We start from the raw sequence: 17,715 nt of genomic DNA, 5'->3' as shown, positions 1-17,715 counted from the left end.
CATGGACGCGACCAATGAGCGATTCCCTGCACACCCACAAGCCCGGCGACGGGCACGATCACCCGCATGGCCACGATCACAATCATGATCACAGCGCCAAATTGCAGCCTGTCCACAAGCATTCCCACGGCGGCGACTCCTGCTGTTCGTCGAAAGCCGCCGCGCCTTCGCTGATTCAGTTGAGCGCCGCGCCGAGCGCCGACGCGCGGCTGAGCAGTTTCCGCATCGAAGCGATGGACTGCCCGACCGAGCAGACGCTGATCCAGAACAAGCTGGGCAAGCTGGCCGGCATCCAGCAGCTGGAATTCAACCTGATCAACCGCGTGCTCGGGGTGACCCACAACCTGGCGGACACCGCGCCGATCATCGACGCGATCAAGTCCATCGGCATGCAGGCCGAACCGCTGGAGGCCGGCGTTGAAGCCCCGGCTCAGGCTTCGGTGAAAAAACCCTGGTGGCCGCTGGCGGTGTCCGGTGTCGGTGCGCTGGCCGCTGAAGTCATCCATTTCACCAGCGCCGCGCCGAGCTGGGTGGTGGCGATCATCGCGCTGATCTCGATTCTCAGCGGCGGCCTCGGCACTTACAAAAAGGGCTGGATCGCCCTGAAGAACCGCAATCTCAACATCAACGCGCTGATGAGCATCGCCGTGACCGGCGCCGTGCTGATCGGCCAGTGGCCGGAAGCGGCGATGGTGATGTTCCTGTTCACCGTGGCCGAGCTGATTGAAGCGCGCTCGCTGGATCGCGCACGCAACGCCATCAGCGGTTTGATGCAGATGACGCCGGAGCAGGCGACGGTGTTGCAGGCTGACGGCAACTGGGTCGAACTGGAGGTGAAAAGCATCGATCTCGGCGCCCGCGTGCGGGTCAGGCCCGGCGAGCGCATCGCGCTGGACGGTGAAGTCGTCAGCGGCAGTTCGACCATCGATCAGGCGCCGATCACCGGAGAAAGCCTGCCGGTGGAGAAAACCGTTGGCGACAAGGTTTTCGCCGGCACCATCAACCAGGCCGGTTCGCTGGAATACGCGGTGACGGCAGCGGCCAACAACTCGACCCTGGCGCGGATCATCCACGCTGTAGAGCAGGCTCAGGGTGCCCGGGCACCGACCCAGCGTTTCGTCGATCAATTCTCGAAAATCTACACCCCCGCGGTGTTCATCTTTGCCTTGGGCGTGGCGCTGATTCCGCCGCTGTTCATGGGCGCGGCGTGGTTCGACTGGATCTACCGCGCGCTGGTGCTGCTGGTGGTGGCCTGCCCGTGTGCGCTGGTGATTTCCACGCCGGTGACCATCGTCAGCGGTCTTGCTGCAGCGGCGCGCAAAGGCATTCTGGTCAAGGGCGGCGTGTACCTGGAGGGCGGTTTCAAGCTCGACTATCTGGCGCTCGACAAGACCGGCACCCTCACCCACGGCAAACCGGTACAGACCGATTACCTGTCACTCGATCCGACCGCCGACGCCAGCGCGCCAGCGATTGCCGCAGCCCTGGCCGGGCGCTCCGATCACCCGGTCTCGCTGGCCATCGCCAACGCGGCTGTGGATAAAAACTATCCGGCGCTGATTGTGGATAACTTCGAGGCGCTGGGCGGTCGTGGCGTAAAAGGCGAAATCGGCGGCCAGGCCTACCACTTGGGCAACCATCGGCTGGTCGAAGAGCTGGGCCTGTGTTCCCCGGCGCTGGAAGAAAAACTGTTCGCCCTGGAGAAACAGGGCAAGTCCGTGGTGCTGCTGCTCGACAAGTCCGGCCCGCTGGCGCTGTTCGCCGTGGCCGACACCGTCAAGGACAGCAGCCGCGAAGCGATCCGTCAGCTGCATGAGCTGGGGGTGAAAACCCTGATGCTCACGGGCGACAACGTGCATACCGCGCAGGCGATCGCGGCGCAGGTCGGGATCGATCAGGCCAAGGGCGATTTGCTGCCGACCGACAAGCTGCAAGCCATCGAAGACTTGTATGCCCAGGGCCGCCGGGTCGGCATGGTCGGTGACGGGATCAACGACGCCCCGGCGCTGGCGCGGGCCGAGATCGGTTTCGCCATGGCCGCCGCCGGCACCGATACCGCCATCGAAACCGCCGATGTCGCCCTGATGGACGACGATCTGCGCAAGATTCCGGCCTTCATCAGTCTGTCGCGCAACACCGCCAGCATCCTGAAACAGAACATCGCGCTGGCATTGGTGATCAAGGCTATCTTTCTTGGGATAACCTTCGCCGGTCTCGCCACCATGTGGATGGCGGTGTTCGCCGACATGGGCGTGAGCCTGTTGGTGGTGTTCAACGGCTTGCGCCTGCTGCGCAAATAATATGAGGGGCGGTTGTGCTGAGTGCCGAGCTGAAGGCGTTTTATATGGTGGCCCGCCTGGGCAGCATCACCCTGGCGGCGAAGAAGCTCGGCCTCAGCCAACCGACCGTGACCACCCAGATCCGCAACCTGGAAAGCCAGTATTCGGTGGAGCTGTTCTACCGGGGCGGCCGGCGCCTGAGCGTCAGCGAGGAGGGCGCGCGACTGCTGCCGATGGTCAAGACGCTGTTGCAGCAGGAGGCCGATATCGAGTTCTTCCTGCGTAACAGCGGCCAGGTCCAGGGCACGTTGCGCATCGCTGCCACTGCGCCGTATTACATCCTCGATCTGGTGAAGACCTTTCGCGAGCGTCTGCCCCAGGTGGAGGTTTCGGTGGAGATCGGCAACTCGCAGCAAGTGCTCGAAGCGCTGGAGGATTACCGGGTGGATGTCGCCGCGTCGTCGCAGTTGCTCGAGGATGCGCGGTTGATTCGCCGGGTGCTGGGCAGCGATCCGCTGGTGCTGGCGGTGCATCGCAATCACCCGCTGGCGGCGCATGAGCATGTGGCGTTGAGCGCGCTGGCCGGGCATACCCTGCTGATGCGCGAATCCGGTTCGACCACTCGGCGCCTGACCGAAGAGCTGCTGGCGAGCGCCGGCGTGAGCTTCGGCCCGTTGCTGGAGATCGGCAGCCGCGAGTCGATCCGCGAGGCGGTGCTGCGCAATATCGGCATCAGCATCATTGCCCGCCAGGAAGTGCCCCACGATCCGCAGTTGCGGGTGCTGACCCTGGAGAATGCGCCGCAGATTCCCGAGTACCTGTACTGCCTCAAGGAGCGCAAGAGCGCCCGGTTGCCAGCGGCGTTTCTTGGGCTGGCGCAGGAAATGTCTCCGGCCTGAAGCCCTCGGCGTCAGATCAGGTCACACATGACATGAAAACCGAACCAAAATCCCCGAATACCACTATCGGCCGTTTTTGCCTCGTTGCCATATGACGGACGCATTACAGTCCTAGGATGGCCCTCATCTGCTTGATGAGGTCTGCCCATGAATCCCGCAATCGCAACTGCCCTGACCAACCCCGGCGCGCCAATGAAGGTGCGCAACGTGCAGAAGCGCTTCGGCGCCTTCACCGCGCTGGATAACGTCTCCCTCGACGTCGCGGCCGGTGAGCTGGTGTGCCTGCTCGGCCCGTCGGGTTGCGGCAAGACCACGCTGTTGCGCTGCATCGCCGGGCTGGAAAAGCAGGACAGCGGCGAGTTGTACCTGGGCGAGCGCGACGTGTCCCACCTCGCACCGCAGGCGCGGGATTACGGGATTCTGTTCCAGTCCTACGCACTGTTCCCCAATCTGACCGTGGAAGCGAACATTGCCTACGGCCTTGCCGGCAGCGGTCGCGACGAAGTGCGCCGTCGGGTCGGTCAGATGCTGGAGCTGGTCGGCCTCGGCGGCAGTGAGAAAAAGTACCCCGGCCAGTTGTCCGGCGGCCAACAGCAGCGGGTCGCCCTGGCTCGCGCCCTGGCACCGGCACCTTCGCTGTTGCTGCTCGACGAACCGATGTCGGCTCTCGACGCCCGGGTGCGCGAGCATCTGTGTACCGAGCTGCGCCAACTGCAACGCAACCTCGGCATCACCACCCTGATGGTCACTCACAATCAGGACGAAGCCATGTTGATGGCCGACCGCATCGCCGTGATGAATAACGGCCGGGTCGAGCAGTACGCCACCCCGCAGGAAATCTACAACCGCCCGGCCACACCGTTCGTTGCCGAGTTCGTCGGTCAGGGCAACTGGCTGCCATTCCAGCGCAGCAGCGACAGCCATGCGCGGGTCGGCGGGATGAACCTGCGCCTGGCCGATGGCAGTGTGCAAAGTCCTTCGGGCCGGTTGTTCTGCCGCCCGGAAGCGATCAACGTCAACCCGCTGGTGCATGAGGAGAACCTGTTTCCGGCCAAGGTTCGCGAGATCACTTTCCTCGGCAATCGCTGCCGCATGAGTTTCGAACTCGATCAACTGCCCGGCCACGCCCTGCTCGCCGAACTGGCCCCGGAAGCCATGCCGCGCCTCGGCGCCCAACAGATCATGGTCGCCCTGCCACCGCGCAGTCTGCAGGTGTTCGCCTGATGAACCGCAACCTTGCACTGCCGCTGGCGCAAAAGCAGGCGCGGCGGGTGTCCGGGGCCGAATTCGGCGACCGGGTCTTCGTCCTTGGCGGCAAACTCGTGCTGCTGGTTTTGCTCGGGGTGGCGGTGCTGTTGCCGTTGCTGGCGATCTTCTGGCGCGGCTTCAGCAGTGAGGCCGGTCAGGGCGGTGGCTGGCTCGCGGCGAAGGATCTGGTGACCAGCGACAACTTCCACTGGTTGCTCGGCAACAGCCTGAAGGTTTCCCTCAGCGTCGCGGCCATCGTCGTACCGCTGGCCTACCTGTTTGCCTACGGCTTGCAGCGCACGTTGATTCCGGCCAAGGGCCTGTGGCGGGGGATTTCCCTGCTGCCATTGATGGCGCCGTCGATGCTGCCGGGGATTGCCCTGGTGTATCTGTTCGGTAATCAGGGCATGTTGCGCGGCCTGCTGTCGGACAACATCTACGGTTTCTGGGGGATTGTGCTGGGCGAGGTGATCTACACCTTCCCACACGCCCTGATGATTCTGCTGTCAGCCCTTTCCCTGGCGGATGCGCGATTGTTCGATGCGGCGTCGAGCATGGGCGCCAGTCCGGCCAAAGCGTTTCGCAGCATCACCTGGCCGGCGACGCGGCAGGCGGTGTTCGCCGCGTTCTGTCTGGTGTTCACCCTGACCATCACCGATTTCGGCGTGCCGGTGGTGGTCGGTGGCGATTATCAGGTGCTGGCGCTGGAAGCCTACAAAGCGGTGGTCGGCCAGCAACAGTTCGGTCGCGGCGCGTTGATCGGCATGGTGCTGTTGCTGCCGGCACTGTTCAGTTTCGGCGTCGATGCCTGGTTGCGTCGGCGTCATGGCGACTCCATGAGCGGTCGCGCCCAGGTGTTCAAGCCCACAGCGTCGAAGCGCCGTGATGGCTGTTACCTGGCGATCGTGCTGTTGATCAGCGCCGCGCTGCTGCTGGTGTTCGGCATGGCGGTGTTCTCGTCGCTGGTGAAGTTCTGGCCGTACAACCTGTCGCTGTCGCTCAACCATTATCAGTTCAACGAAACCGCCGGCGGCGGCTGGCTGGCCTACGGCAACAGCCTGAAGATGGCCCTGGGCACCGCGCTGATCGGCAGCGTGCTGATCTTCACCGGCGCCTACCTGATGGAAAAGACCCGCACCCAGCGCGGACTCAATCTGACCCTGCGCATGCTCAGTTTCGTACCGATGGCGGTGCCGGGCCTGGTGCTCGGCCTGGGTTACGTTTTCTTCTTCAACCTGACCGGCAACCCGCTGCATGTGCTGTACGGGACGATGACCCTGCTGATCGTCTGCACCATCGCCCACTACCTGACCACCGCGCAGATGACCGCCACCACCGCGCTGCGTCAGCTCGACGCCGAGTTCGAAGCCGCCGCGCTGTCGCTGAAGGCGCCGTTGTACCGGCATTACCTGCGCGTCACGGTGCCGATCTGCCTGCCGGCGTTGCTGGACATCGTGCGCTACCTGTTCGTCTCGGCGATGACCACCGTCTCGGCGGCGATCTTCCTCTACAGCCCCGACACCATCCTTGCGGCGGTGGCGGTGCTGAACATGGATGACGCCGGCAACGTCGGCGGCGCGGCGGCGATGTCGACCCTGATTCTGTTCACCTCGGCGGGCGTGTCCCTGCTGCTGGCCGGGGCTTCGCGCGGCTTGCTGCGCCGTTCCCAGGCCTGGCGGCAGACCGCGCCCGGCCATTGATTTCACCCTCGACCCAACCCCTCAATCCGAGATAGGAAAACGATCATGTTCAAGCCTATGGCCCTGGCCGCTGCGGTGCTCGCTACTTTCAGCCTGAACGCCTTTGCGGCAAAAACCGAGTTGACGGTGTACACCGCCCTCGAAGCCGAACAGCTGACTGCCTACAAGGCTGCGTTCGAAAAAGCCAACCCGGACGTCGAGATCAAGTGGGTGCGCGATTCCACCGGGATCATCACCGCCAAGTTGCTGGCCGAAAAGGCCCGCCCGCAGGCTGACGCGGTGTGGGGCCTGGCGGCGTCGAGCCTGGCGATTCTCGACCAGCAAGGCATGCTGCAAAGCTACGCGCCGAAGGACCTGGGCAAGATCGGCGCGAACTACCGCGACGCTGCGAACCCGCCAGCCTGGGTCGGCATGGACGTGTGGGCCGCGACCATTTGCTTCAACACCGTCGAGGCCGAGAAGCAGGGCCTGAGCAAACCGGTGAGCTGGCAGGACCTGACCAAGCCTGAGTACAAGGGCAAGATCGTCATGCCCAACCCGGCGTCGTCCGGCACCGGTTTCCTCGATGTCAGCGCCTGGCTGCAAACCTTCGGCGAGAAACAGGGCTGGGCCTACATGGACGGTCTGCACCAGAACATCGGCCAGTACGTTCACTCCGGTTCCAAGCCGTGCAAGCTGGCGGCGGCGGGCGAGTTCCCGATTGGCATCTCCTTCGAATACCCGGCCGTGCAACTCAAACGCCAGGGCGCGCCGCTGGACATCATCCTGCCGAAGGAAGGCCTGGGCTGGGAGATCGAAGCGACCGCCGTGATCAAGGGCACCCCGCATGAAGACGCGGCGAAGAAACTTGCCGACTTCTCCGCCAGCGCCGAGGCGATGGACCTGTACAAGGAAAACTTCGCCGTCCTCGCCCAACCCGGCATCGCCAAGCCGCAGACCGAATTGCCGGCGGACTACGAGCAGCGCCTGATCAAGAACGACTTTGCCTGGGCCTCGAAGAATCGCGACGAGATCCTGACCGAGTGGCGCAAGCGCTATGACGGCAAGTCCGAGAAAGTCGCGGCCAAGTAAGACCTTTATCGACTGACAGGGCCTCTTCGCGGGCAGCCCGCTCCCACAGGTTGGGTGGTGTACACCAGATCCTTGTGGGAGCGGGTTCGCCCGCTAAAGCGGTCTTTCATTCAGGACATCATTCAGATGACACAACACAACGACCTGCTGATCGTCGGCGCCGGCATTCTTGGCCTGTCCCATGCCTATGCCGCCGCCCGGCGCGGTCTCAAGGTCACGGTTTTCGAACGTACCGCCACGCCGCTCGGCGCCTCGGTGCGCAACTTCGGCCAGGCGCTGGTCACCGGCCAGCCGCCGGGGCCGATGCTCGAACTGGCCAAGGCCAGCCGTGAGATCTGGGGGCAGTGGGCGCAGCTCGCCGGCCTGCAACTCAAGCGCAACGGCTCGTACCTGTTCGCCCGCAACGATGCCGAAGAGCATCTACTCGAAGCCTTCTGCGCAGGGCGCGCCGTGGAGCACGGCTATCGCGTGGAACTGCTGCGCGGTGCGGCGTTGCGGGATCTGTATCGCGGTCAGTTCAGCCATCACCGCGCGGCGTTGCACGGGATGGACGATCAGCAGCTGTATTCCCGGGAAGCGATCCCGGCGCTGATCGATTACCTGCGTCGCGAACTGAACGTCGAGTTTCACTTCTCGACCCTGGTCCGCGATGTCGAACCGGGGCGTCTGCACAGCACCGCCGGCACGTTCACCGCCGGGCAGATCATCGTCTGTTCCGGCCATGATTATCAGACCCTGCTGGCCGCGCCGATTGCCGCGCTCGATCCGCAAGTCTGCCGCCTGCAAATGCTCCGCGTCCGGCCGAAGATCGACCTCAATCTGCAACACGCGGTGCTCACCGGCCTCAGTTGCGTTCACTACGGCGCGTTCGCCGATCTGCCGGAAGCGGCGGCGGTGCAGGCGCGGATCCGGCGCGACGAGCCGCATTTGCAGGAGCACGGCATTCACCTGCTCATCAGCCCGACGCCCTATGGCGAGCTGATCATTGGCGATTCGCACCACTACGGCAGCGACCCGTCGCCGTTTAACGCCGAGCAGGTGGACAACTGGATGATCGAACTGGCCGAACAGACCCTCGATTGCAAAGTAGACGTGATCGAGCGCTGGCAAGGCGTCTGCGGCTCCCGTGGGCCTGGGCCGTTTTCGTTCCTGCAACCGGCACCGGGGCTGGGTGTGGCGCTGATGCACACCGGGGTCGGCATGAGCGTCGGTCCGGCCATGGCCGAGCGCAATATCGCGCAATTGCTCGGGGAGGTTTGACGGTGAGTCACGAGCAAATCATCGACCGGGTGTTCGGGCTGTACGAGCGCTTTGGCGCCAGCGACTACATCGGCGAGCCGGTGTCGCAGATCGAGCACATGTCCCAGGCAGCGGAACGGGCGATGGCTGAAGGCTTCGACGATGAAGTGGTGCTGGCGGCGTTTTTCCACGACATCGGCCATCTGTGCGCCGAGGGTGCCGAGAACATGGGCGGCTATGGCGTGGTCAGTCATGAGCGTCTCGGCGCGGACTATCTGCGCGAGGCCGGATTCAGCGAGCGCATGGCGTGGCTGGTGGAGTATCACGTACAGGCCAAGCGTTATCTGACCTTGAAGGAGCCTGGCTACTACGAGCGCTTGAGTGAAGCCAGTCGGCGGACGCTGGCGTATCAGGGTGGGGTGATGACGGCGGCCGAGGCGCAAGTCTTCGAGCAGGATCCGTTGTGTGCGGTGAGCCTGCGCATGCGTCAGTGGGACGAATTGGCGAAGGAAACGGCCGTGCCGCTGATCGATCTGCAGTTGCTCAGGCGCAAGGCCTTCGGCGTGCTATCCGGCCAAGTCTGCTGACGCTTCTTACGGCAAACCGCGAAAGGGCGCATGGCGTGCGCTCCCGGTAGAACGCCAGACTGGGCTTTTGCCGAAGGAGCGCACGGATGCGTTATCTACAAGTGATTGCTCAGGATCGATGGGGCACGGGGGCCGGAAACACGGTTCAACTGCGATTTCATGAAGGCGAGCGCGGGTTGCGCGAACCCACCGAGCGCGAGCGGGTGCAATTGCGCAGCTTTGTCAGGACCTACCTCAAATGTGCCTGGTTCAACGAAGGTGAGGGGCAGGCGCGGCACCTGCGGATTTTCGCCCTGAACCCACGGGGCGATGGCACACCGGAGTCGGTCAGGCTGCACTTTCATCAAGGTGAAACCATCGCCTACAAAGCCGCCGTCCATGACCTGGACAATGATGGCGGCTTCGAGGTGGTGCTCTGTTCCGATGTCGACAACGATGGCCGTGCCAACCGCACGGATCGCAGTCGCGTGACGGCACTGGTCAAACAGTTTCTCAAGCTAGGCTGGTTTTAGGCTTCGAGCACCTTGTCCACCAGACCGTCGATCTGTTCCTGGCGCTGGGCCTGGCTCAGTTTCGGATGCGGGTTGAGCGACGACCATTGCGGATGCGCCCGGGCGATGTTCAGCGCTTCGGGCAGCTTGCCTTCGCGCCAGGTCTTGTCCTGCGGGGTGGCGAGCTGAATGCTGTCCAGCGCCGCGTGCCCGCGGGCGTTCAACGCTTGCAGCAGTTGCCGTTGTCGCAAAGCGAGCAGGCGCAACACATTGTCGTCGACGGTGAGTTCGCGCTGGCCCTTGAGTTTGCCGAGCAGGCGATTGCCATAGCTGCGAGCGGTTTGCAGCGCCCCTCCGGCAATCGCCCCGGCCAGTGCTGCCGCGCCAAGGGTGATACCGCCCACCAGCAGATCCACCCCGGCTCCGGCCGCCGCGCCGGCAGCGATGCCACCGCCGACCCGCACGCCGAGTTGCTTGAGGGTTTCCGGGTTGAACAGGTCATCGCCCCAACGGCCGTCGAGCAACGGCAGGTCACTGGCGGCGGCGTCCTGCGGACGGAAGGCGTAGAGCGTGAGCAGCGCTTCGACGCAACGCTGCTCACGCTGACGCACGGCTTTGCGCAGCTCGCTGATGGCGTGCTGTTCCTGTTCGGCGGCACTGACCACGCTGCGTCGGCACGCCGCGCAATCGATCAGCAGCTCGGCAATCAACCGCGCTGCGCTTTGCTGGCGGGCCTCGCGTTGCGCCAGTTGATCGGCGATCAGGCGCTCCAGTTGCGGGCGGGCATTTTCCAGCAGCAACGCGAGGCTTTCGTACAGCCGCCGTTCGCCATCCTCCGGCGGGGCGACGCTGTCGAAGCGCACCAGCGCATGCAGGCCGAGACGAGCCAGGGCTTCACGCCAGTCCGGCTCGCGGTGGTTGGCGCTGCTGACGAAGTTCAGCACCGGCAGCAGCGGCTTGCCGCAACTGGCGAGCACTTGCAGTTCATCGCGGTACTTGGCGAGCACCGGTTCGCGGGCGTCGATCACATACAGGCCGGCATCGGAGTCGAGCAGTTGGCGCAGCACCTTGGCTTCCTGTTCGAAACGCTGGCGGGCTTCGCTGCCATCGAGAAACCGCGCCAGCCGCGCCGGGCCATCGAGGCGTTCACCGGGACGCTCCAGGCGTTCGAGAAAATCCAGCAGGGCGATGGCGTCTTCCAGGCCCGGGGTGTCGTAGAGGTCGAGCAGCGGCTCGCCATCCACCGACAGCCGCGCGCCTTCGACGTGCCGGGTGGTGCTCGGCCGGTGGGAGACTTCACCGAAGCCGACATCGCGAGTGAGGGTTCGCAGCAGCGACGTCTTGCCGACGTTGGTGTGGCCGACCACCGCCAGTTTCAGCGGCGCTTTCCAGGCATCAGTCATGACCGCTCTCCAGCCAGTTCAACGGCGCGCAATCGGCGAACGGCAGCTCCAGTTGCTGCAGCGCCACATGCCAGTCACCCAGCCGTTCGGCATCCAGTGCCTGCCCCGGCGGCGCCTGCAGCAGCCAGACGCGGGTGGCGGCGGCATTACGCGCCAGCTCGGCGATCAGCGCCAGGCTGCCGCGATCCGGCGAGCGTCGGGGATCACAGGCGATTGCCAGGCGCGCCGGCGGGAAGCGGCTCAGTTGTTCGAGCAGTTTGTGCCGGGATTCGCGGCTGTCGAGGATGCCGGCGTCACTGACATTTTTCGCCAGGGTCGGCGGCCATGGGCGCTGATCGTCGAGTTCGATGGCGACCAGCAGCGCGCCCTCGCTGGTGAGTTCGCTGACGCCGCTTTCGACCCGATGCAATTGTTCGGGTGCGGCGTCGTTGATGCCCAGGCGTTCGCTGGTCGGCATCAGGCGTTCGCGCAATTGCGCATAGCCGGGCAGATTCAAGTCCAGGCGCAGCGCGGCTTTGCCGCTGTTCCAGCGCCAGAAGCACAACAACGCCAACAGCAGGCGCGGCAGCACGCCGTAGACCACCAGCACCCCCACCAGCCAGGTGGCCCAGGCCTGACGGGCGCTTTCGATGTTCAACGCGCCGTCGCCGCTGGCGCGGATCATCGCCTCGGTCGGCACGTTGAAACCGAGCAGCGCCGGCAGGGCGCCTAAGGCCTGGGTCATGCTGATAAAGGTGTCGTCGCTGAGAATCGTGGTTTCCCAGACGAAGCCATAGCGCCGGGTCGCCATCAGCGTCAGCAGCAGCACGAGGGCGCTGAGCATCGCCAGCAGCCACAGGCCGTTGACCAGCGTGCCGAGCGCCCAGCGGTTGAGTTTTTGTCTTTGCAGCAGGAGTAACAGCGCCGGTGCCAGTTGCGCGGCCTTGGCATCGCGGGCGAGTTTTTCGCTGAGCCACAGCCACAAACGGCCGAGCGTCGCGCCGTGCTCGCCGGCAAACAGCAGTCCGAATGCCCAACTGATCAGCAGGATCAGATTCAACCCGAGCAGGCTGCCCAAGGCCCAGAACACATTGACCGGTGTCTGGCCCAGGGCCGCGAACGCCAGACCTGCGCCGCTCAACACTGCCAGGATCGTCAGCAGCACCAGTGCCAGCCGCGCGCCTTGCAGCCAGTGCCGCAACGCGGTGCCGAGGCCGTCGCGCTCGGCCAGCCACACCGCCCGGCGCTGGATGCGGCCCGGCAGATCACCACCGGCCGCGCGGGCCAGGCGATTGGCTTCCAGATCCTCCAGCGGCCCGGCGTGTTCCTCGCGCAGGCGGATGGTTTCGGTGAGCCAGAGGTTTTGCAGTGGAGTCAGTTCAGTCACGCGGCTTCCCGTCGCTTAATCGAGCCGTGAGCATAACCGCTGTGGCGCTTATCGGGTCAAGCGAGGCTCTGGTATCCTCGCCGGCATGACTAAATCACTCCCCCTCAGCCTGATCGCAGCCCTCGGTGAAAACCGCGTGATCGGCGTCGACAACAGCATGCCCTGGCACCTGCCGGGGGACTTCAAATACTTCAAGGCCACGACCCTCGGCAAGCCGATCATCATGGGCCGCAAGACCTGGGATTCCCTCGGCCGGCCGCTGCCGGGCCGTTTGAACATCGTGGTCAGCCGTCAGGCCGGTCTGGTGCTGGAGGGCGCAGAAGTCTATCCGTCGCTGGAAGCTGCGGTGGTTCGCGCCGAAGCCTGGGCCAAAGAACAAGGCGTCGATGAGCTGATGCTGATTGGCGGCGCGCAGTTGTATGCGCAGGGGCTGGCGCAGGCCGATCGTCTGTATCTGACCCGTGTGGCGCTGAGCCCGGAAGGGGATGCGTGGTTTCCGGAGTTTGATCCGGCGCAGTGGAAGCTGGTTTCCAACGTCGAGAATCCGCCCGAGGGCGACAAACCGGCTTACAACTTTGAAGTCTGGGAAAAAGCCTGACAGCTTCATGAGTAAACCCGCCCCCACATTGGAAAGCCTTTCCCTGTGGGAGCGGGCCTGCTCGCGAAAAGACCCGCTCAGACGCTGAAAAACTTAAGCCTGCGCCAGTTCCGCATGCTCATCGGCCTCCAGCAGCGCCTTGTCGGTCTGCTGCATCACCTGGCTGGTGATCGCCCCGGCGGTGATCGAACCGCTCACGTTCAACGCCGTACGGCCCATGTCGATCAGCGGCTCGACCGAAATCAGCAACGCCACCAGCGATACCGGCAAGCCCATCGCCGGCAGCACGATCAGCGCGGCGAACGTCGCACCGCCACCCACGCCCGCGACACCGGCCGAACTCAGGGTCACAATCGCCACCAGCGTCGCGATCCACAGTGGGTCCAGCGGGTTGATGCCGACCGTCGGTGCAACCATCACCGCCAGCATGGCCGGGTACAGACCGGCGCAACCGTTCTGGCCGATGGTCGCGCCGAACGAGGCGGCGAAACTGGCGACCGATTGCGGAATCCCCAGGCGACGGGTCTGCGCTTCGATGCTCAGCGGAATGCTCGCGGCGCTGGAGCGGCTGGTGAACGCGAAGGTCAGCACCGGCCAGATCTTGCGGAAGAAACGCAGCGGATTGATCCCGGCGGCCGAGACCAGCACGCCGTGTACCACGAACATCAGGCCCAGGCCGAGGTACGACACCACCACAAAACTGCCGAGCTTGATGATGTCTTGCAGGTTGGAACCGGCGACGACTTTGGTCATCAGCGCCAGTACGCCGTACGGGGTCAGTTTCATCACCAGACGTACCAGGCGCATCACCCAGGCTTGCAGGGTGTCGATGGCGTTGATCACTTTCTGACCTTTCTCGACGTCATCCTTGAGCAGTTGCAGCGCGGCAACGCCCATGAACGCGGCGAAGATCACCACGCTGATGATCGAGGTCGGTTTGGCCCGCGCCAGATCGGCGAACGGGTTCTGCGGGATGAACGACAGCAGCAGTTGCGGCACATTCAGGTCGGCGACCTTGCCGGCGTAATCGGTCTGGATGGTTTGCAGGCGCGCCATTTCCTGGGTGCCGGCCACCAGGCCTTCGGCGGTGAGGCCGAACAGGTTGGTCAGGCCGATACCGATCAGCGCAGCAATGGCCGTGGTGAACAGCAGTGTGCCGATGGTCAGGAAGCTGATCTTGCCCAGCGACGAGGCGTTGTGCAGACGGGCCACGGCACTGAGGATCGAGGCGAACACCAGCGGGATCACGATCATTTGCAGCAGTTGCACGTAACCGTTGCCGACCAGATCGAACCAGCCGATCGAGGCTTTCAGCACCGGGTTGCCGGCGCCGTAAATGGTGTGCAGCACCACACCGAACAACACGCCCAGCACCAGCGCGAGCAAGACTTTTTTCGCCAGGCTCCAGGAGGTATGGCGGGTTTGCGCCAGACCGAAGAGCAGGGCGAGGAACACCAGCAGATTGAGGATCAGCGGCAGATTCATGGGATCTCCAGGAAAGACTTTGCCAACAGCCTTCCGGGGCTGTTGCGAACCGGCAAGCCTAACAGTTTGATTTGCAATGAATTAATACCGAAATCGCAGGGCGTCCGTCGTTTTTGGAATAAGCGCGTGTCGCTGTCGGAGATGCAACTGGCGTGAAAGGGACGTGGGCGGTCGCTGACAGACGAGAACTGTCACACGGATTTGTTAGCGTCGATCTCTTTGAACCTGTCTCTTTCAACAAGGGGAATGCCGATGAAGTTCGCACCGAAATTTCTGGCTGTCGCACTCTGCCTGGGCCTGGCCGGCCAGGCTTTTGCCACCGACCTGAAACACTGGCCGGCGGATCAGGCCAAGGCACTGGACGCGATGATCGCTGCCAACGCCAACAAAGGTAACTACGCGGTGTTCGACATGGACAACACCAGCTATCGCTACGATCTTGAAGAGTCGTTGCTGCCGTTCATGGAGAACAAGGGCCTGATCACCCGCGACAAACTCGACCCTTCCCTGAAACTGATGCCGTTCAAGGACACCGCCGACCACAAGGAAAGCCTGTTCAGTTACTACTACCGCCTCTGCGAAGTCGACGACATGGTCTGCTACCCGTGGGTGGCGCAGGTGTTCTCCGGCTTCACCCTCAAGGAACTCAAGGGCTACGTCGATGAGCTGATGGCCTCGGGCAAACCGGTGCCGGCGACCTATTACGAAGGCGATGTGGTGAAGAACCTCGATGTTCAGCCGCCGAAAATCTTCACTGGGCAAAAAGAGCTGTACAACAAGCTGATGGAGAACGGCATCGAGGTCTACGTGATGACCGCCGCTTCCGAAGAGCTGGTGCGGATGGTCGCGGCCGATCCGAAGTATGGCTACAACGTCAAACCGCAGAACGTCATCGGTGTGACCACTCTGCTGAAAAACCGCGAAACCGGCGAACTGACCACGGCGCGCAAGCAGATCACCGCCGGCAAGTATGACGAGAAAGCCAACCTCGGCCTCGAACTGACCCCGTACCTGTGGACGCCGGCCACCTGGATGGCCGGCAAGCACGCGGCGATCCTGACCTACATCGACGAGTGGAAAAAACCGGTGCTGGTGGGCGGCGACACCCCGAGCAGCGACGGCTACATGCTGTTCCACGATGTCGACGTGGCCAAGGGCGGCATCCACTTGTGGGTCAACCGCAAGGACAAGTACATGACCCAGCTCAACGGCATGATGGCCAAGCACGCGGCGGCCCAGGCCAAGGAAGGGTTGCCGGTCACGGCGGACAAGAACTGGGTGATCGTCAAGCCGGAAGAGATTCAGTAAGCACCCTGAATTCTGTGGGAGCGGGCTTGCTCGCGAAGGGGTCGTATCAGTCTGCAGACAGGTTGGCTGACCCTCCGCTTTCGTGAGCAATCCCCCTCCCGCAGTTTTGATTTCCGTCTGAGGGATTTGGGTCAGACACAAAAATGCCCCGCACTTGGCGGGGCATTTTTGTGTTCAACGGTTAAGCATTACAGCCCGTCGAGCATCGCCTTGTTACGCACCGCACCCTTGTCGGCGCTGGTCGCCAGCAGGGCGTAGGCCTTGAGGGCGGTGGTGACTTTGCGTGGACGCTTCTCGACCGGTTTCCAGCCTTTCTTGTCCTGCTCGACCCGGCGCGCGGCCAGTTCTTCGTCGCTGATCAACAGGTTGATCGAGCGGTTCGGGATGTCGATCAACACCTTGTCACCGTCCTGCACCAGACCAATCGCACCGCCGGCTGCGGCTTCTGGCGAAGCGTGGCCGATGGACAGACCGGAAGTACCGCCGGAGAAACGGCCGTCGGTGAGCAGGGCACAGGCTTTGCCCAGGCCTTTGGACTTCAGGTACGAGGTCGGGTAGAGCATTTCCTGCATGCCCGGGCCGCCTTTCGGGCCTTCGTAGCGAATGATGACGATGTCGCCTTCCTTCACTTCATCGGCGAGGATGCCGCGCACGGCGCTGTCCTGGCTTTCGAAGATCTTCGCGTTGCCTTCGAACACATGGATCGATTCGTCGACACCGGCGGTTTTCACCACGCAGCCATCGAGGGCGATGTTGCCGTACAGCACGGCCAGGCCGCCCTCTTTCGAGTAGGCGTGTTCGAAACTGCGGATGCAGCCGTTTTCACGGTCGTCGTCCAGGGTTTCCCAACGGGTCGACTGGCTGAACGCGGTCTGGGTCGGAATGCCCGCCGGGCCGGCCTTGAAGAAGTGATGCACGGCTTCATCGCTGGTCTGGGTGATGTCCCACTTGGCGATGGCTTCTTCCATGCTGCGGCTGTGTACGGTCGGCAGGTCGGTGTGCAGCAGACCGCCACGGGCCAGCGAGCCGAGGATGCTGAAAATGCCACCGGCGCGGTGCACGTCTTCCATGTGGTACTTCTGGATGTTCGGCGCAACCTTGCACAGTTGAGGCACCTGGCGCGACAGACGATCGATGTCACGCAGGTCGAAAGCGATCTCGGCTTCCTGGGCGGCGGCCAGCAAGTGCAGGATGGTGTTGGTCGAGCCGCCCATGGCGATGTCGAGCATCATCGCGTTCTCGAACGCCTTGAAGTTGGCGATGTTGCGCGGCAATACCGACTCGTCGTTCTCGCCGTAGTAACGCTTGCACAGCTCGACGATGGTGCGGCCGGCCTGCAGGAACAACTGCTCGCGGTCGCTGTGGGTGGCGAGGGTCGAACCGTTGCCCGGCAGGGCGAGGCCCAGGGCTTCGGTCAGGCAGTTCATCGAGTTGGCGGTGAACATGCCGGAGCACGAACCGCAGGTCGGGCAGGCGCTGCGCTCGTACTCGGCAACCTTCTCGTCAGAAGCGCTGGAGTCGGCGGCGATCACCATGGCGTCGACGAGGTCGAGACCGTGGCTGGCCAGTTTGGTCTTGCCGGCTTCCATCGGGCCGCCGGACACGAAGATCACCGGAATGTTCAGGCGCAGGGCGGCCATGAGCATGCCCGGGGTGATCTTGTCGCAGTTGGAGATACACACGATGGCGTCGGCGCAGTGGGCGTTGACCATGTACTCGACGGAGTCGGCGATGATCTCGCGGCTCGGCAGCGAATACAGCATGCCGTCGTGACCCATGGCGATGCCGTCATCCACGGCGATGGTGTTGAATTCTTTCGCGACGCCACCGGCGCGTTCGATTTCGCGGGCCACCAGTTGGCCCAGGTCCTTCAGGTGCACATGGCCCGGTACGAACTGGGTGAAGGAGTTGGCAATCGCGATGATCGGCTTCTTGAAGTCGTCATCTTTCATCCCGGTGGCGCGCCACAGTGCGCGGGCGCCGGCCATGTTGCGGCCGTGGGTGGATGTTTTCGAGCGGTAATCTGGCATGGAGCACTCCG

General features: G+C 63.7%; 14 protein-coding genes. 10 read left to right on the top strand and 4 right to left on the bottom strand.

Translation table 11 applies throughout. The annotated features are described in order from the left end of the window. Nucleotides 1–14: 14 nt before the first annotated feature. The 8 genes from N8H74_RS01350 to N8H74_RS01315 all read left to right on the top strand — a co-directional run bounded on the left by N8H74_RS01350 (nucleotide 15) and on the right by N8H74_RS01315 (nucleotide 9,535). Nucleotides 15–2,300, top strand: a complete 2,286-nt coding sequence (locus N8H74_RS01350) for a heavy metal translocating P-type ATPase (RefSeq protein ID WP_262145924.1) — start codon at nucleotides 15–17, stop codon at nucleotides 2,298–2,300. A gap of 14 nt (nucleotides 2,301–2,314) precedes the next feature. After that, the gene (locus N8H74_RS01345) at nucleotides 2,315–3,178 is read left to right on the top strand and encodes a LysR family transcriptional regulator (protein WP_262145923.1); all 864 of its coding nucleotides are present in this window, start codon (nucleotides 2,315–2,317) and stop codon (nucleotides 3,176–3,178) included. 147 nt (nucleotides 3,179–3,325) lie between these two features. Continuing rightward, the gene (locus N8H74_RS01340; RefSeq protein ID WP_262145922.1) at nucleotides 3,326–4,402 is read left to right on the top strand and encodes a putative 2-aminoethylphosphonate ABC transporter ATP-binding protein; all 1,077 of its coding nucleotides are present in this window, start codon (nucleotides 3,326–3,328) and stop codon (nucleotides 4,400–4,402) included. Beyond that, a complete protein-coding gene (locus N8H74_RS01335) occupies nucleotides 4,402–6,126 on the top strand; it encodes a putative 2-aminoethylphosphonate ABC transporter permease subunit (protein WP_262145921.1) in 1,725 nt (574 codons plus the stop codon). The genes N8H74_RS01340 and N8H74_RS01335 overlap by 1 nt, the downstream gene beginning before the upstream one ends. A gap of 45 nt (nucleotides 6,127–6,171) precedes the next feature. Continuing rightward, nucleotides 6,172–7,197 (top strand): putative 2-aminoethylphosphonate ABC transporter substrate-binding protein, encoded by a 1,026-nt coding sequence (locus N8H74_RS01330; protein WP_041063660.1) that lies wholly within the window; start codon nucleotides 6,172–6,174, stop codon nucleotides 7,195–7,197. 126 nt (nucleotides 7,198–7,323) lie between these two features. Further along, nucleotides 7,324–8,457 (top strand): TIGR03364 family FAD-dependent oxidoreductase, encoded by a 1,134-nt coding sequence (locus tag N8H74_RS01325; protein WP_262145920.1) that lies wholly within the window; start codon nucleotides 7,324–7,326, stop codon nucleotides 8,455–8,457. A gap of 2 nt (nucleotides 8,458–8,459) precedes the next feature. Continuing rightward, nucleotides 8,460–9,023 (top strand): phosphonate degradation HD-domain oxygenase, encoded by a 564-nt coding sequence (locus tag N8H74_RS01320; RefSeq protein ID WP_262145918.1) that lies wholly within the window; start codon nucleotides 8,460–8,462, stop codon nucleotides 9,021–9,023. A gap of 86 nt (nucleotides 9,024–9,109) precedes the next feature. After that, a complete protein-coding gene (locus tag N8H74_RS01315) occupies nucleotides 9,110–9,535 on the top strand; it encodes a hypothetical protein (RefSeq protein WP_262145917.1) in 426 nt (141 codons plus the stop codon). Here N8H74_RS01315 and N8H74_RS01310 read toward each other — a convergent pair. Together N8H74_RS01310 and N8H74_RS01305 are read right to left on the bottom strand one after the other, a co-directional pair. Then, nucleotides 9,532–10,917 carry a GTPase/DUF3482 domain-containing protein gene (locus N8H74_RS01310; RefSeq protein WP_262145916.1) on the bottom strand — a complete coding sequence of 462 codons (1,386 nt, stop codon included), beginning with the start codon at nucleotides 10,915–10,917 and terminating at the stop codon, nucleotides 9,532–9,534. The genes N8H74_RS01315 and N8H74_RS01310 overlap by 4 nt on opposite strands. Continuing rightward, nucleotides 10,910–12,283: a DUF2868 domain-containing protein gene (locus tag N8H74_RS01305; RefSeq protein WP_262145915.1), complete on the bottom strand. Its 1,374-nt coding sequence runs from the start codon at nucleotides 12,281–12,283 to the stop codon at nucleotides 10,910–10,912. Before N8H74_RS01305 ends, N8H74_RS01310 begins: the two co-directional genes overlap by 8 nt. Nucleotides 12,284–12,368: 85 nt before the next feature. Here N8H74_RS01305 and N8H74_RS01300 point away from each other — a divergent pair, with 85 nt between their 5' ends. Then, nucleotides 12,369–12,881 (top strand): dihydrofolate reductase, encoded by a 513-nt coding sequence (locus N8H74_RS01300; protein ID WP_262145914.1) that lies wholly within the window; start codon nucleotides 12,369–12,371, stop codon nucleotides 12,879–12,881. A gap of 93 nt (nucleotides 12,882–12,974) precedes the next feature. Here N8H74_RS01300 and N8H74_RS01295 read toward each other — a convergent pair whose 3' ends face one another. Beyond that, nucleotides 12,975–14,366 (bottom strand): L-cystine transporter, encoded by a 1,392-nt coding sequence (locus N8H74_RS01295; RefSeq protein ID WP_217829390.1) that lies wholly within the window; start codon nucleotides 14,364–14,366, stop codon nucleotides 12,975–12,977. A 252-nt stretch (nucleotides 14,367–14,618) separates the two neighbouring features. On the opposite strand from N8H74_RS01295, the gene N8H74_RS01290 reads away from it, so the two are divergent. Beyond that, nucleotides 14,619–15,674, top strand: coding sequence for a haloacid dehalogenase-like hydrolase (locus tag N8H74_RS01290; protein WP_262145912.1), 1,056 nt, complete (start codon nucleotides 14,619–14,621; stop codon nucleotides 15,672–15,674). Between the two features lie 188 nt (nucleotides 15,675–15,862). Here N8H74_RS01290 and ilvD read toward each other — a convergent pair whose 3' ends face one another. Continuing rightward, entirely contained in the window at nucleotides 15,863–17,704 is a 1,842-nt protein-coding gene (ilvD, locus tag N8H74_RS01285) for a dihydroxy-acid dehydratase (RefSeq protein ID WP_217829392.1), read from the bottom strand. Nucleotides 17,705–17,715: the final 11 nt, after the last annotated feature.

The sequence above is a fragment of the Pseudomonas sp. B2M1-30 genome (assembly GCF_025447575.1).
GTDB classification, from domain to species: domain Bacteria; phylum Pseudomonadota; class Gammaproteobacteria; order Pseudomonadales; family Pseudomonadaceae; genus Aquipseudomonas; species Aquipseudomonas botevensis.
Note: the sequence above shows the minus strand (reverse complement) of the source record. Positions and strands in the feature narration are given on the sequence as shown.

Excerpts from the sequence above, each read along its gene's own strand:
- N8H74_RS01310 (WP_262145916.1), bottom strand. The coding sequence starts at position 10,917 with ATGACTGATGCCTGGAAAGCGCCGCTGAAACTGGCGGTGGTCGGCCAC.
- N8H74_RS01295 (WP_217829390.1), bottom strand. The coding sequence starts at position 14,366 with ATGAATCTGCCGCTGATCCTCAATCTGCTGGTGTTCCTCGCCCTGCTC.
- N8H74_RS01350 (WP_262145924.1), top strand. The coding sequence starts at position 15 with ATGAGCGATTCCCTGCACACCCACAAGCCCGGCGACGGGCACGATCAC.
- N8H74_RS01340 (WP_262145922.1), top strand. The coding sequence starts at position 3,326 with ATGAATCCCGCAATCGCAACTGCCCTGACCAACCCCGGCGCGCCAATG.
- N8H74_RS01330 (WP_041063660.1), top strand. The coding sequence starts at position 6,172 with ATGTTCAAGCCTATGGCCCTGGCCGCTGCGGTGCTCGCTACTTTCAGC.
- N8H74_RS01290 (WP_262145912.1), top strand. The coding sequence starts at position 14,619 with ATGAAGTTCGCACCGAAATTTCTGGCTGTCGCACTCTGCCTGGGCCTG.
- N8H74_RS01315 (WP_262145917.1), top strand. The coding sequence starts at position 9,110 with ATGCGTTATCTACAAGTGATTGCTCAGGATCGATGGGGCACGGGGGCC.
- ilvD (WP_217829392.1), bottom strand. The coding sequence starts at position 17,704 with ATGCCAGATTACCGCTCGAAAACATCCACCCACGGCCGCAACATGGCC.
- N8H74_RS01300 (WP_262145914.1), top strand. The coding sequence starts at position 12,369 with ATGACTAAATCACTCCCCCTCAGCCTGATCGCAGCCCTCGGTGAAAAC.
- N8H74_RS01325 (WP_262145920.1), top strand. The coding sequence starts at position 7,324 with ATGACACAACACAACGACCTGCTGATCGTCGGCGCCGGCATTCTTGGC.
- N8H74_RS01335 (WP_262145921.1), top strand. The coding sequence starts at position 4,402 with ATGAACCGCAACCTTGCACTGCCGCTGGCGCAAAAGCAGGCGCGGCGG.